Source organism: Aurantivibrio infirmus (assembly GCF_054767315.1).
The window spans coordinates 258501-273591 of the sequence record NZ_BAAFSK010000006.1; the positions used below are offsets into that span (position 1 = coordinate 258501).

Consider the following 15091-nt stretch of genomic DNA (forward strand, 5'->3'; position numbering starts at 1 on the left):
CAAAAAGAAAAACAAACTAGCGTATCGCTATTTGATCTTGCCTTCTTTATACATCACATGCTTTCGCGCAACAGGATCAAATTTTTTGATCTCCATTTTATCGGGCATATTACGTTTGTTTTTAGTCGTTGTATAAAAATGCCCTGTTCCGGCACTAGAGTTTAGGCGAATCTTCTCTCGCATTGTTGTTTCCTCTTGATGGTATCGCTTTGGTTCTAAACTTTTAGTTAATTGCTGCTAAAAGCAAGTCGCTTGCGATACAAAACCGTAAATAAAATTAAACTTTTTCGCCGCGAGCGCGCAAAGTCGCTAACACTTGATCGATACCCTGCTTATCAATAATACGCATACCTTTGGTAGAAACGCGCAATTTAATGTGGCGTTTTTCCGACTCAACCCAAAAGCGATGGGATTGTAGATTAGGTAAAAAACGGCGACGGGTATGATTTTTCGCGTGAGAAACGTTGTTTCCAGTCATCGGTGCTTTCCCGGTAACCTGACATACTCTGGACATGGATTTATCTGCCTTTAATCTTCAAATAAGGATTACGTTTTTGGACTGGAGCGAGCCTACACCTAGGACAGCTCCACCAACCCTAAAATTCTGAATACCACCTCACTTACATAATTCGGTTCAATTATTACCAAATTCTTAAGATGTCTGGGGTATTTACCTGCTTGTCCGAATGAGAAGCCATCTACTGGCTTGAAATGCGGCGCGCGAGGAGCCGGGCTTTATACCAAAACACCTTCCCAATAGCAACCAAAACGAAATTTTAGCCCGCCAATGATAGCTAATTGGGGGGCGATCAAACCAATAACCCATGTTGGGCAAAGGACAGCACTTCGGCATTTCCAACAACGAAATGATCTAATACCCTGACGTCGATGAGCTCCAAGGCCGCTTGTAGGCGTTCTGTTATTCTCATATCAGCTTGGCTTGGCTCGGTGACACCAGATGGATGGTTATGAGCAAGAATCACGGCCGCTGCATTGTGACTAAGTGCTTTTTTAACGATCTCTCTGGGATAAACACTGGCGCCATCAATCGTGCCAAAAAACATTTCTTCAAAAGCCAATAACTGATGCTGGCTATCTAGAAACATCACCGCGAATACTTCTTGACGCCTGTGTCGTAAGTGTGCGCTCACATACTGCTTGGCTGACTCTGCTGAAGACATGGCGTCCCCAAATTGTAATTGTTCTGATAAATGCCGGCGGGCTAGCTCCATAACAGCTTGGAGCTGTGCGTATTTAGCGGAACCTATTCCTCGAGACTCGCAAAATTCCTTTTCCCCTGCATCGATTAGCGGCCTTAAACCGCCAAATTTTGACAAAAGCTCACGGGCAATATCGACAGCGGATTTTCCAGCGCAGCCTGTGCGCAGGAAAATAGCGAGAAGCTCTGCATCAGAAAGAACACCAGAACCAAAAGCGAGTAGTTTTTCACGGGGACGCTCCCCTGCGGGCCAATCAGAAATCGCCATGTATTACACTCCTTGTAATAGCGTGGATAATATATCGGTGTTTTCAAACCGAGTAGGTTGTCAGTCGTGAAGCCTAAACTTAAATGCTTACTAACCGCGAGTAGAAATAATCACGAAAGCTGCTATCTTATCCCATTCTTTAGTTTGGAACATTGGAGTCATAGATCTCCCAGCTTGAATAAAGACGAATAGGAAGATTTAAAAACCTGCCATTGATCAATACAGTCGTTTAAAATTTCATTTTTATTATTCTGCTGCTAATTGAACAAATTCGAAACGCGATACTTGCATCTATACTTTTTCTCTCTGGACAATTTGTTCCTCGACCTAAATATGCCCCCAACAATGAGCTCACTGAACAACAAACGCATAATCATCGGAGTTACTGGCGGAATCGCTGCCTATAAAAGTGCCGAGTTGGTACGACGCCTACAAGACCGTGGGGCTAGCATTCGAGTAGTGATGACCAAAGCCGCACAAGAATTTATCACGCCTTTGACGATGCAGGCACTCTCCGGAAACCCCGTACACCTAGACCTACTCGATACTGAAGCAGAAGCCGCTATGGGGCATATCGAGCTTGCACGCTGGGCTGACTTAATCCTCATTGCACCCGCAAGCGCCGATTTCATTGCTCGCTTAAGCACGGGACAAGGGAACGATTTGCTGACAACTCTATGCCTAGCAACAAAAGCGCCCATCGCTTTTGCACCAGCCATGAATCAAGCAATGTGGCACAACCAAAGCACACAGAAAAACTTAGATACACTCATTGAGCGCAATATTTCTCAATTTGGCCCAGCAGCTGGGGAGCAAGCCTGCGGCGATATCGGCTTAGGAAGAATGCTGGAAGTCGAACAAATCATCGATAAAGCCGAGAAACTTTTCCAAACTGGGAGCCTCAGCGGTAAAAAAGTTGTTATCACCGCCGGTCCAACGCGAGAAGCTATCGATCCCGTACGCTATATTAGTAACCATAGCTCTGGAAAAATGGGTTACGCCTTAGCAATGGCCGCTGTAGATGCTGGCGCTGAAACCATATTAATATCAGGCCCAACAAATCTCGCCGACCCTGATCGCGTGAAAGTAAGGCATATCAATACTGCCGAGGAAATGTATCAAGCAAGCCTGGAGGAAATTACCGGGTGCGACATTTTTATTGCATCAGCAGCCGTCGCAGATTTTCGGCCACAAAGCTTTACCGATCAAAAAATTAAGAAAACTAAGGACGATACGATGTCTTTAGAGTTAGTAAAAAACCCCGACATTATCGCGAGTATTTCAGCAAAATCGCCAGAATTATTTACAGTTGGGTTTGCTGCTGAGACAGAGGATTTAATTGCAAACGCAAGGAGTAAGTTGGCGCGCAAAAATCTTGATTTGGTTATTGCCAATGATGTTTCAGATACCAATATAGGCTTTAATAGCGATGACAATGCCGTGATTTTAGTATGGCCTGATAAACAAGAAAACATCGAGCAGTGCAGTAAAACTCAATTGGCAAAAATTTTAATTGCACGAATTGCTAAGCAATTTTCTGTCAAAACCAAATAAAAAACTATTTTAAATTTGCCTATTTAAATTTTTAGAAGGAATTGTGGCGTGTCGAAAGTAAAAATAAAACCCAGCCCCAAATCTCAAGAGATTGCTTCCCCTTTCATTAACATTTTTTCTGGTTTAATAGCATTTGTTTTAGTTGTTAATCTTTTGGTTGGCTATGTCGTGTATACACGGTGGGTAGCAGATGCGACACGAAACAATCTAAATCAATTATCACAAACCTATGCGAACCAACAAGTATCCATCATCGATGCATATATCGAAAAAACCCGTGGCGACATTCGTCGTTTTACACAAAGAAGCACCTTCGTTGACGCCATTGCGCAAGACAACCAAGCAGTTTTAACACGAACTCTCACCAGTATCCGTGAAGAAATTTCCGGCGTTGAGGACTTATTTGTATTTAAAGTTGGAACCGCTCAAGCAAGCAATTCGTTAAGTTTTTCGCAAAAAGATATGATTAATCGCGTTGAAAAGCGTGAAAATGTTGCTCCTGAAGCTGTTAAGCTAGAGGACAAATGGCAAAGCTTCAATCTAGTTGAAGCGTTGCCATTCGCAGCCGCAAATTCGGATGAGGTTCAGCCCCCCGTCATAGGTACGATTCTAGTAAATTTTAATTTCACTGAATTACAGGCCTTACTAAACCGATTTGATAGCACGCTAGGTCAATTACAACTATTCCAGCAATATCCGAACGGCCAAGCACAATTGCTTTTAGGAACTGGGGAATTGTCTTCTCTTGAAGGACAGGAAGTTCAAATTCCAAATAGTTTTTGGCATCTTCGCTTTATACCGTCGGCAATGGTAGTGAAACAAGCTTCCGTTTCTCCGATTTGGATATTAATATTTTTAACGGTATCGATCGGCTTGTGTGTCACCGCAAGTTATTTCGCGGCACAATCTTATAGTCGTCGCTCGATCAATAAACAAATGCAAGCGGCCACTATTAGTCATGCTAGTGAAGCTCCTAAAACCGGCGACAAAGGTCGTAATGCACTTGATGTCGATGTCAGCGAAGAAGATACGAGCTTGCTGGGACTAAAAGATCAGATTGTCGATGATCCTCTCGATATCAAGCAAAGCAAAAGCCAGGCAAAGGAAACTGTTGCAGCTTCCTCATCAAAGGCGCCCGATTCTTCTGACGATATTCCCGCAGAGATTTTCCGCTCTTACGACATTAGAGGCTTGGTAGATTCACAACTGACCCCGAGCAACGTAGTTTTAATTGGCCAGGCTATTGGCTCGCAAGCAATCGAAAGTGGCGAAAAAACCTTAATAATTGGTCGCGATGGCAGAACACATAGCAATGAAATTTCTGAACAATTAATCGAGGGCATATTAACAACTGGCTGCAATGTAATAAATATAGGCATGGTGCCAACGCCTCTTGTTTACTATTCCATATACGAATCTGAAACTTCAAATAGCGGCGTAATGGTAACCGCAAGCCATAACCCCGCGGAGTACAATGGCTTCAAAATTGTAATTAATAATGAAACTTTCTTTGATCAAGATATTCAACAATTACGCTCACGAATTTTGCAAAAGAACTTTGCGAAGGGCTCAGGTAAAGAAGACTTTAGTGATTTTTCGTTTCAATATATAGAGAGGATTTTTTCTGACGTTGCATTAGCCGGCGAATTATCAGTTGTCGTCGATGCGGGTAATGGTGTCGCGGGAGATATCGCACCGCGTTTACTAGCCGAGCTTGGCTGTAATGTCACACCTTTATACTGTGATGTTGATGGCGAGTTCCCAAATCACGAGCCCGATCCTTCCGTCACTAAGAATCTGCAAGACCTAATTAGTAAGGTGCAAGAGATAGGTGCGGATATAGGTATAGCTTTCGATGGCGACGGTGATCGTTTAGGGGTCGTTACCGCTACGGGGCAAATTATTCTTCCAGATCGTTTGCTCATGTTGTTAGCAAAAGATATCGTGTCTCGAAACCCCGGTGCTGACATAATCTTTGATGTAAAATCCAGCCGCGATCTTAATAAAGTGGTTAGTTCTTACGGCGGCCGTCCAATCATGTGGAAAACTGGGCATTCTCATATGAAAGCCAAAATGAGGGAAACTGGCGCACTTCTAGGTGGAGAATTATCGGGTCATATATTTATCAAAGATCGCTGGTATGGTTTTGACGATGGGCTTTATGCGGCAGCGCGAATATTAGAAATAATGAGCTTAAGAGATCAAGATCTCGATAGTATTTTTGAGAGTTTCCCCTCTTTACCTTGCACACCGGAAATTAAAGTGCCAATAGCTGAAGATAGGAAGTTCGACTTAATTAAAAAACTAATCACCTCAAATAAATTCGATGATGGCAGAATCACCACGATTGACGGTTTACGAGTTGATTATCCTGAAGGCTGGGGCTTGGTAAGAGCTTCCAATACTTCTGCCGCGATAACACTTAGATTTGAAGCTGATATGCCTGCAATGCTCATTCATATACAAGATCGATTCAAACAAGCCATCCTTGAAATTGATCCGGAATTAAAATTAGATTTTTAAAAAATCTCAACATTAAAAATAATTTTCTACACACTTAGCTATTACTTGACTAAGGAATTAATTAATTAGGAATTCCCTATGCCCCTAGGACGTAATGACGCCCTGAATGTCGCTAAAGTTTTAACTGAAGCACTACCTTATATACAACGTTTTATTGGCAAAACCATTGTTATCAAATACGGTGGTAACGCGATGGTCGACGTTGAGCTGCAAAAAAGTTTTGCGCGTGATGTTGTATTAATGAAACTTGTGGGCATGAATCCGATTGTCGTTCATGGCGGCGGCCCTCAAATCGGACAGCTTTTAGAACGTTTGAATATTAAATCAAGCTTTGTTGATGGTATGCGCGTTACCGATAGCGAAACCATGGACGTTGTGGAAATGGTTTTAGGCGCTACGGTTAACAAACAAATAGTGAATTTAATTAACCGTAGCGGCGGACAAGCAATTGGTATAACCGGTAAAGATGGACAGTTAATCAAGGCCAAAAAACTTAGCGTTACTCGTAGTTCACCGCAAGTACAGGCGCCGGAGATAATTGACATCGGACATGTCGGAGAAGTTGTTACGATTAATCGACAAGTAATTGATACGCTTATCAATGGCGATTTTATACCGGTTATCGCGCCTATCGGAGTTGGTACCGAGGGAGAGTCTTATAACATCAATGCTGATCTAGTTGCTGGCAAAATTGCGGAAGTATTACAAGCAGAAAAGCTAATGTTGCTAACCAATGTCGAAGGCTTGCAGGGCAAGGACGGCAACGTACTCACCGGTCTAACGCCACAGCAGGTCGATGAATTAATCATTGATGGAACAATCTATGGTGGCATGCTACCAAAAATTACCTGTGCTCTAGATGCAGTCAAAATGGGCGTTAATAGTGCGCATATCATTGACGGCCGTGTCACTCACGCGGTTTTGCTAGAAATCTTTACCGATACAGGGGTTGGAACCTTGATCAGCCGTAAACCTTGAGATCAAACTACGAATTTGTCTCCGGGGTGTATTGAAGCTGACACCATATCCGGCTAGGATAGGGCGAGGTTTGAGTCTGAAACTGGAGCTTACCCGAGAAGTTTAGCCAGGTGAGATTTTAGTGGGGCCTCACCCAGCGAAGCGCGAAGTATGATAATAACAATAGATTTATAACAATAGATTTGAATTCAGCGCCACATTCAAATTCTCATTCAAGAACGCTAACCTGCAAATTATTAGAATTATGAATAAAACTAATCAAAAATCTTCTCGTCGTCAGCAAATTCTTGAGAGCCTAGCTTTCATGCTATCAAGCTGCCCAGGCTCTCGTATTACAACGGCGGCATTGGCAAAAGAAGTCGGTGTTTCAGAAGCGGCTCTTTATCGTCACTTCCCAAGCAAGTCAAAAATGTTTGAAGGTTTGATTGAATTTATCGAAGATACAATTTTTTCTAGGATTACGTTAATTGTCTCTGAGGAGGCATCGGCAATAAAACGATGTGAAAGAATTTTATTATTGCTGTTAACTTTTTCTGAACGAAATCCAGGAATATCTCGTATCTTAACCGGCGATGCCTTGGCTGGAGAAACCGATCGCTTACGAGTCAGAATTGTTCAATTTTTTGATCGACTCGAAACTCAAATTAAGCAAACGCTACGCGAAGCAGAAGTTCGTGAAAATTTACGGTTAAACTTATCAGTTACAGCTGCAGCTAACTTGATGATGGCAACCGCCGAAGGCAGAATAGCGCAATTTGTTCGTAGTGAATTTAAAAGATCACCAACAGAGAATTGGCCAGCACAATGGCCGGTGTTGATTCATGGGTTTGCACGTGAAGAGTTACAGCAAGTTGCTGGTGGTTAAATTTTTTATTTGCGGCACAAAAAATTTTAGCTAAGTTATAAAGGTTTTATTTACCGCTGATTATTTTGAATCTCGCGATGTCCTCATCATATTCCATCGCAATTTTATTTCGTTCTTCGTTTCTTAATTCTATTTGTTGTTGAATTTCTTTTAGCTCTCCATTGAGTGCTTCTATTTCATCAATCATTCTTTGTGGTACGGCTCTACCAGAGCGCTCAACATTTGCCGCGCGCCCCTGTGATTGGGTAATCTTACCTCTTACCGTATCTGCGTTACTTTGCAGTATCAGTATGTTGGCATCAAAGCTTTCTAATTTTCGGTTCTTTGCGGACTCTACTTCAGCAACGCTGCTATAGCGCAAGCGAAGCGATTTGTCCCATTCGGCTAATTCTGCTTCTCGCATTCGATTAGCAGTCGCCAGCTCGGCTTGCTCTTCTGTCATTGCTGGCGGAACCACTTCAATCACTTTGCCAGTAAGCGTAACAATCTCATAGCCGCGTTTGACGTATTCCGGGGGGATCGAACTGTTCATAACCAATACGCCTTTCTCATCGGTGTAACGATAGAACTGGGTCTCCGCCGCGAACGCGGTACTAAAGCCACAGAACAATAGAATGGCGAGTAAAATTGAAGCGGTGTGTTTTAGGGTCAAACGCAATCTCATAACGCTTAAGCTCTTGTATTTTAATGACTTAAATTTAACGCGGTTATTCAACGCCATAACGATTTCGATAGGCACGAATGTCTTCCATCGTCTCCAGGTCTTGGTCAACTTCATTAAGATAGGCGATTATATGGTCTACCGCCGCAATACTGATCACAGGAAGTGAAAAATCTCGCTCAATTTCTTGTAAAGCCGACAAAAGGCCCTGTCCACGCTCTTGGCGGTTTAGACCAATCAACACTCCTGCAGGTTCAGCGCCGTTTGCTTTTATTAACGCAATAACTTCCCTGATCGCCGTTCCCGCCGTAATCACGTCATCTACAATTAAGACTTTGCCAACCATTGGGGCGCCGACTAAAGATCCACCTTCACCGTGATCTTTCGCCTCTTTACGATTAAAACCATATGGTTTATCAATGCCAAATTTATCGGAAAGTGCTACTGCGGTCGTTGAAACTAAAGGGATACCTTTGTACGCAGGCCCAAATAGCATGTCGTATTCGAGCCCAGAATCTACCAAAGCAGCAGCATAGTGACGTCCCAGCTCGGCCAAGGCCGCACCAGAATTAAATAATCCCGCATTAAAAAAATATGGGCTAGTGCGGCCTGACTTTAAGGTATACGAACCAAACTTTAGTGCGCTGTGATTAATGGCTAAGCGAAGAAAGTCGCGCTGATAGTCTTGCATGACAATGTTCCTACTTTGATCTAACTTTAAATACGGGGCAAGATCCAATAATGATGGTTAAAGGATCTGTTTTAAAACCCCAAAGCTTGGGTTCCGCCGCGATAGAATTAAAACCACCAGCCGAATAAATTGCAGCCGATGAATAATTAATCAAACCATCGCCAATGAAAACGACAATATGAAAAGCCAACTGAAGCGTCAACGTGGCTTAATTTTATCGGGCTGTTTCTGACTGTAAGGAACATTCATTGCAATACAAATCGGGCGGGAGTACTAACAAAAAGCCGTAAAGTGGGTATCATACACACTCTGTAATTAAGGGGCGAACATGAGAATAATTAATCTCAGTGTCGATGGCGTTAAGCAAGCGACTGAGCGAGGGTTTTATAAATGGCTAGATTCACAAGATGCTGACATTATTTGTGTTCAAGACTTGCGCCTGCCCGCGTATAAATTGGAAGAGCCCCCTTTTCAAATTGAAGGCTATAACAGTTATTTTTTCGACTCTGGAATCGATGACGCCTATGGTGTCGGTATTTATACTCGCGAGCAGCCTAAGGCTCTCATATACGGTTTAGGTTTTTCTAGCGGCGTCGATATGGAAGGCCGATACATACAAGCAGACTTCGATCGCTTAAGTGTCGGCTCTTTGTTAGCGCCACAAATTACCGACGAGCCTGACTCAGCAGACATCAAAATGAAATTTTTTGATGACCTCCAAGCGCACCTACACAAAATTAGTCGCAAGCGTAGAAACTTTATTTTTTGCGGAAATTGGGCGATAGCGCCCTCATCTATCGATGTACAAAACTCACATCAAAATGAAAATCGACCGGGATTTCTCGATAACGAAAGGTTGTGGATGAATCAGCTGTTCAGTGAACTGGGATACGTCGACGCATTTCGTCAAGTGAATAAAGATAAAGATGAATTTACTTGGTGGCCAAGCGGCACTGTTGGTGATCAAGATGGGTGGCGAACCGATTTCCAAGTGGTGTCCAACGAGCTAAAGAATCGTGTCGAATACGCCGCAATTTATAAAACCCAATCTTTCTCTAGTCATTTGCCGGTTATTATTGATTACGACATCGAGCCCCCTGGAGTTTTTTAATTCCAGACGACTCAGTGCAGATTAGTAATTTATTTTTCTAGTTATTCAAAGCTTGAGCTTGTAAAAGATATAACTCGCCAATACCTTTCTTAGCCAGCGCTAACATTTTATCAAATTGCTCCTGAGAAAATGGCTCACCTTCAGCCGTTCCTTGAATTTCAATTATTCCACCATCGTTTCCCAGTACCACATTCATGTCGGTATCTGCAGTTGAGTCTTCTGCGTAATCGAGATCAAGTACCGGCTCGCCCTTATACAAACCAACAGAGACTGACGCTATCATACGCTTGATCGGGTCAACCGTTATTTTTTTATCTCGCTCGCGGATCACTTGAATCGCTTCGGCGAGCGCAACACAAGCGCCGGTTATAGATGCTGTGCGAGTACCACCATCGGCTTGAATAACATCACAATCCAAAGTGATGGTGTTTTCTCCCAAGGCGGAAAGATCGATTGCGGCACGCAAAGACCGACCAATTAGGCGCTGAATTTCTACCGTACGACCACCCTGTTTGCCTCTGGCAGCTTCTCTACCCATGCGTGTTCCCGTCGATCTTGGCAGCATGCCGTATTCCGCCGTTATCCAGCCGCGGCCTTCGCCTCTCAAAAAGCGTGGAACGCTGGCTTCAACACTCGCCGTACAGATGACTTTAGTATCACCAAACTCAACCAAAACCGAGCCTTCGGCATGTTTGGTGTAGTTTCGAGTCAATTTAATATCGCGCAATTGGTCAGCTTTTCTTCCGCTCGGTCGTTGCATTGTGAGTCCTTAATCGTTAGGGATAAGTGAATAATTCAGCATTCTAGTGTTGAAATCTGCGGGGGATTATAGCCGATGCGAATGTCTTGCTGTGTTACTATTGCTAGAAGTATCGAATTTAATTTGTATAGTAAATTCGCAGTAGTAAACTGCCAAGCCATCACCAAGTGACGCATGTTTTCGATTTGCGAATTTTTAGAAATAGCTATTTGAAATAACCTAAGGGGAAGATCTTTATGGTATGCAGTATGACGGGCTTCGCGCGCCAAGAAGCTACAGAGACTTGGGGCACCATCAGTTGGGAGTTGCGAAGCGTTAATCATCGCTATCTTGAGCCTCATTTCAAATTACCTGAATTATTGCGACCACTTGAAACGGAATTAAGAAATGCATTAAGAAAAAAAATACAACGCGGAAAGATTGAAATTGTCGCCAATATAAATTTGGATGCAGACGAAAAGATATCCACCAACATTGATGAAAATCTCGTCGAGCAATTGAGTATTTGTATAAAACAAATAAACAGTAAGCTTTATGATGCGGCACCGGTAAGCGCAGTTGATATTTTACGTTGGCCCGGTGTGCTAAGCGGACAAAAAGTTGATAGCGCTCAGTTGCAACAAGTTGCTTTGCCTTTGTTTGAAGAAGCGCTGAATCAGTTAATTGAACATCGTGCACGTGAAGGGAAAGAACTATCATCCTTGATAGAGCAACGCTTGGCGGCAATTGAAGTTGAAGTCGCGGCGACCAAAAAGAACTTGCCAGCAATTATGGACGCACAAAGAAACAAATTAATTGCGCGAATTGAAGCGGTAAAAGAGGAGCTAAATCAAGATAGGCTGGAACAAGAATTAGTATTCTACGCACAGAAAGCCGATGTCGATGAGGAAATCGATCGCTTGCTCACACATGTCACTGAAGTACGTCACACCTTACAACGATCAGGTCCAATTGGCAGACGATTAGATTTTTTAATGCAGGAACTAAACCGCGAAGCAAATACACTATCATCCAAATCAATAGCAACCGATACCACGCAATCAGCTGTCGAATTGAAAATTTTAGTTGAGCAAATGCGCGAACAGATCCAAAATATTGAATAACTTAAAGTAAAAGCCAATTGTTATGTCGACTTCTCAAACTAAAACCCCGGTCCGCCCTGGAATTTTATACACAGTTTCAGCACCGTCCGGCGCAGGAAAAACCAGCTTAGTGCGCGAGTTAATTAAATCAACTCCCGATATTTGCGTCTCAATTTCTCACACCACCCGTCCTAGTCGCCCGCGCGAAGAAGATGGTGTGAATTATCATTTTGTATCAAAGAGTGTTTTCGACGATATGCTACAAAAGACGGCATTTCTTGAACACGCTCTGGTGTTTGGCAATTTTTACGGCACGTCTAAAGAATGGGTAGACTGCGCGTTGAAGTCAGGTAAAGATGTGATTTTGGAAATCGACTGGCAAGGAGCGCAACAAGTGCGCAAGCAATTGCCCAATACCATCAGTATCTTCATTCTTCCGCCCTCACAAACCTCGCTTCGGAATCGGCTTACCGAAAGGGGACAAGATGATCAGAGCATCATTGATGCGCGTATGGCGGAGGCAACTGAAGAAATGACTCACTATGTCGAGAGCGATTTCATCGTAATAAACGACGATTTTGAAACCGCACTCAACGAGTTTAGGTCCATCATCCTCGCTAATAGGCTAAGCTTGAATCAGCAGCAAATTACTCAGCAGGATCTTCTTAAAGATTTGTTGTCCTAGTCAAAGGTTTTGCGTAAACTGGCCGGCCCCAAATTTCTGGTGCATAATTGGCCAAAATATTCTCCTCGGCGCCTTTAACCGTCCTTACCCGGGCCTTCTCTTGCAAATGAAAGTGCAAAAACGGGAAATTTATTAAGGGTTTTAGGCTGGTTCAGGAAGAATTAAATACGACATAACATTGATCTGTTTTGGAATTTAACTCCAAATACTGAAAGCAAAAGCAACTATTGGAAAGTAACTATGGCACGCATTACCGTTGAAGATTGTTTAGAGCATGTTGATAACCGATTTGACTTAGTTATCGTGGGCAGCAAAAGAGCACGTCAAATCGCTACTGGCGGTAAGGAACCCATGGTTCCTCGTGAAAACGACAAACCAACCGTTATCGCTTTGCGTGAAATAAGTGCTGGTTTGATTGATGACGAGGTTCTCAATCAACCTGACGAAGTTGAAGAAATTGAACCGAGCCCACATCACGACTTCGAAGCTGAATAAGCAGTAAGCAGCTTCGCGAATCATTGAATGCGACGTCGTGATCGCATTCACCCCCTTTGGAGGGAACGTTGCAAACCATCGACGCACTCGGTCATCGACTGTCGTCCTACCTAGAGCCCTCACAGATTGATCAGGTGCGACGGGCCTACTATTACGCCGAACAAGCTCACGATGGCCAATTCCGCCGCAGCGGCGAACCCTACGTTACCCATCCTCTTGCTGTCGCTAATATTCTTTCGGCAATTCATATGGATCATCAAAGCCTCATGGCAGCGATGCTCCATGATGTTATTGAAGATACTGGCATCAGTAAAAAAGCCCTGGCCGAACAATTTGGCGCCACCGTTGCCAATCTCGTCGATGGGGTCAGCAAACTCACCCAGTTCGAAGCAGAGACTCAAGCCGAAAAGCAGGCAGAAAACTTTCAAAAGATGGCGATGGCGATGGCGAAAGACATCCGTGTCATCCTCGTCAAGCTCGCCGATCGCCTGCACAATATGCGCACGTTGGGTTCCTTAAACTCAGACAAAAAGCGACGCATCGCCAAAGAAACTATCGAGATTTACGCCCCCATAGCGCATCGACTCGGTATGAACGATATGCGTATCGAATATGAGAATAGGGGCTTCACAGCCCTGTATCCTTTGCGCGCACAACGTTTGCAAGCAGCCCTCAATACAGTTCGAGGTAATCGCAAAGAATTAGTTGAGAAAATTCAACGGGCAATAGAATTGCGTATGGATAGAGACGGCATTACCGCTCTCGTCATTGGTCGTGAAAAACATTTGTTTAGCATTTACCAAAAAATGCGCGCGAAGAAAAAATCTTTTAAAGAAATTATGGATGTCTACGCCTTCAGGATTATTGTTGATTCTGTCGATACCTGTTATCGCGTGCTTGGGGCGATCCACAATTTATACAAACCAGTCATTAGTGAATTTAAAGATTATATTGCCATTCCGAAATCCAATGGTTATCAATCCTTGCACACTGTATTAGTCGGCATGCATGGTGTGCCTATCGAAGTGCAAATTCGCACCAAAGAAATGGATGAGATGGCTAACAGTGGTATCGCTGCGCATTGGCTATATAAATCAGACACCAATGATGCCGTAACGGGTAGCCAAGCGAGAGCGCGGCAATGGGTTCAAGGTTTGTTGGAAATGCAACAACGTGCAGGAAATTCTTTAGAGTTTATTGAAAATGTAAAAATCGATTTATTTCCTGATGAGGTTTATGTGTTTACACCGAAGGGGAGAATCGTTGAATTACCTGCAGGGGCAACGCCGGTCGATTTTGCTTATGCAGTACATACCGATGTTGGTAACAGCTGTGTAGCCTGTCGAATAAACGATAGACTGGCGCCTTTATCGCAAGCACTAGAAAGCGGGCAGCGTGTAAAAATAATTACTTCTCCGAGTGCACAACCTAATCATAATTGGTTGAACTTTGTTACCACTGGTAAAGCACGTAGTGGCATTCGCCATTTCTTAAAAAATCAATTGCACACTCAGTCGATTGAGCTCGGTCATCGCATATTGAACCGAGCACTATCTAACGATGGCAGCAGTATCGAAAAATTAACTGAAGAACAAGTAGCAGGATTATTAAAAGAAACAAATGCCGAATCCCTGGATGAAATCCTTGAAGATATTGGCCTCGGTAATCGTATTGCTTATGCTATCGCAAAATTATTACTACCTAAAACCAGCGACGAAAATGAAAATTCTGCAAATATTTACTCACCTCTTACGATAGATTCCACGGAAGGAATGATTGTCAGCTTCGCACGTTGCTGCCGGCCAATTCCAGGCGATCCTATATTAGGTCATATTAGTGCCGGGAAAGGCTTAGTAATTCATCAAGACAATTGCCACAACATATCTGAAATTCGCAATAATCCGGAAAAAATAAGTCATGTAAACTGGGCGCCATCGGTTAGTGGGGAATTTTTAGTAGACGTTCGTGTAGAAGTTGAATCAGAACGAGGCATCATTGCATCTTTAGCAACACGTATTAGCGAACAAGGTGCAAGCATCGAGCAGATTAATGTCGATGAACGCGATGCTCACAACACTGTCATTAATCTCTGCCTCGGTGTTACTAGCCGTATTCATCTTGCCAATATTATGCGACGCATTCGTATAATGGGCTCCGTCATTCGCATTACCCGCGCAAAAAATTAACCTCTATTATTAT

Annotated in this window: 15 protein-coding genes; 9 read left to right on the forward strand and 6 right to left on the reverse strand. The window is 43.3% G+C overall.

All coding sequences use genetic code 11. From position 1 onward, the window contains the following. Positions 1-27: 27 nt before the first annotated feature. From rpmG to radC, 3 genes are all read right to left on the reverse strand, one after another. The gene (gene rpmG / locus ACYUCY_RS14960) at positions 28-183 is read right to left on the reverse strand and encodes a 50S ribosomal protein L33 (RefSeq protein WP_460227323.1); all 156 of its coding nucleotides are present in this window, start codon (positions 181-183) and stop codon (positions 28-30) included. Between the two features lie 94 nt (positions 184-277). Then, positions 278-514, reverse strand: coding sequence for a 50S ribosomal protein L28 (gene rpmB / locus ACYUCY_RS14965; protein ID WP_460227324.1), 237 nt, complete (start codon positions 512-514; stop codon positions 278-280). A gap of 295 nt (positions 515-809) precedes the next feature. Then, positions 810-1487: a RadC family protein gene (gene radC, locus ACYUCY_RS14970; RefSeq protein ID WP_460227325.1), complete on the reverse strand. Its 678-nt coding sequence runs from the start codon at positions 1485-1487 to the stop codon at positions 810-812. A gap of 345 nt (positions 1488-1832) precedes the next feature. On the opposite strand from radC, the gene coaBC reads away from it, so the two are divergent. From coaBC to slmA, 4 genes are all read left to right on the forward strand, one after another. Next, positions 1833-3041, forward strand: a complete 1209-nt coding sequence (gene coaBC / locus ACYUCY_RS14975) for a bifunctional phosphopantothenoylcysteine decarboxylase/phosphopantothenate--cysteine ligase CoaBC (RefSeq protein ID WP_460227326.1) — start codon at positions 1833-1835, stop codon at positions 3039-3041. A gap of 48 nt (positions 3042-3089) precedes the next feature. Further along, positions 3090-5564, forward strand: a complete 2475-nt coding sequence (locus ACYUCY_RS14980; RefSeq protein WP_460227327.1) for a phosphomannomutase/phosphoglucomutase — start codon at positions 3090-3092, stop codon at positions 5562-5564. 78 nt (positions 5565-5642) lie between these two features. Then, positions 5643-6542: an acetylglutamate kinase gene (gene argB, locus ACYUCY_RS14985; protein ID WP_460227328.1), complete on the forward strand. Its 900-nt coding sequence runs from the start codon at positions 5643-5645 to the stop codon at positions 6540-6542. Between the two features lie 244 nt (positions 6543-6786). Then, complete coding sequence (gene slmA, locus ACYUCY_RS14990; RefSeq protein ID WP_460227329.1) at positions 6787-7407, forward strand: nucleoid occlusion factor SlmA; 621 nt, start codon at positions 6787-6789, stop codon at positions 7405-7407. A gap of 46 nt (positions 7408-7453) precedes the next feature. On the opposite strand, the gene ACYUCY_RS14995 is transcribed toward slmA, so the two are convergent. Both ACYUCY_RS14995 and pyrE read right to left on the reverse strand, forming a co-directional pair. After that, the gene (locus ACYUCY_RS14995; protein WP_460227330.1) at positions 7454-8071 is read right to left on the reverse strand and encodes a hypothetical protein; all 618 of its coding nucleotides are present in this window, start codon (positions 8069-8071) and stop codon (positions 7454-7456) included. 43 nt (positions 8072-8114) lie between these two features. Next, positions 8115-8759, reverse strand: a complete 645-nt coding sequence (pyrE, locus tag ACYUCY_RS15000; RefSeq protein ID WP_460227331.1) for an orotate phosphoribosyltransferase — start codon at positions 8757-8759, stop codon at positions 8115-8117. Between the two features lie 328 nt (positions 8760-9087). Between pyrE and ACYUCY_RS15005 the strand changes: the two genes are divergently transcribed. Then, entirely contained in the window at positions 9088-9870 is a 783-nt protein-coding gene (locus ACYUCY_RS15005; RefSeq protein ID WP_460227332.1) for an exodeoxyribonuclease III, read from the forward strand. 37 nt (positions 9871-9907) lie between these two features. On the opposite strand, the gene rph is transcribed toward ACYUCY_RS15005, so the two are convergent. Further along, a complete protein-coding gene (gene rph / locus ACYUCY_RS15010; protein ID WP_460227333.1) occupies positions 9908-10630 on the reverse strand; it encodes a ribonuclease PH in 723 nt (240 codons plus the stop codon). Between the two features lie 248 nt (positions 10631-10878). On the opposite strand from rph, the gene ACYUCY_RS15015 reads away from it, so the two are divergent. The 4 genes from ACYUCY_RS15015 to spoT all read left to right on the forward strand — a co-directional run bounded on the left by ACYUCY_RS15015 (position 10879) and on the right by spoT (position 15078). Then, positions 10879-11733 carry a YicC/YloC family endoribonuclease gene (locus tag ACYUCY_RS15015; RefSeq protein WP_460227334.1) on the forward strand — a complete coding sequence of 285 codons (855 nt, stop codon included), beginning with the start codon at positions 10879-10881 and terminating at the stop codon, positions 11731-11733. A 22-nt stretch (positions 11734-11755) separates the two neighbouring features. Beyond that, a complete protein-coding gene (gene gmk, locus ACYUCY_RS15020) occupies positions 11756-12397 on the forward strand; it encodes a guanylate kinase (protein ID WP_460227335.1) in 642 nt (213 codons plus the stop codon). A gap of 240 nt (positions 12398-12637) precedes the next feature. Beyond that, complete coding sequence (rpoZ, locus tag ACYUCY_RS15025; RefSeq protein WP_460227336.1) at positions 12638-12892, forward strand: DNA-directed RNA polymerase subunit omega; 255 nt, start codon at positions 12638-12640, stop codon at positions 12890-12892. A gap of 68 nt (positions 12893-12960) precedes the next feature. Further along, entirely contained in the window at positions 12961-15078 is a 2118-nt protein-coding gene (gene spoT / locus ACYUCY_RS15030) for a bifunctional GTP diphosphokinase/guanosine-3',5'-bis pyrophosphate 3'-pyrophosphohydrolase (RefSeq protein WP_460227337.1), read from the forward strand. The last annotated feature ends 13 nt before the right edge of the window (positions 15079-15091 follow it).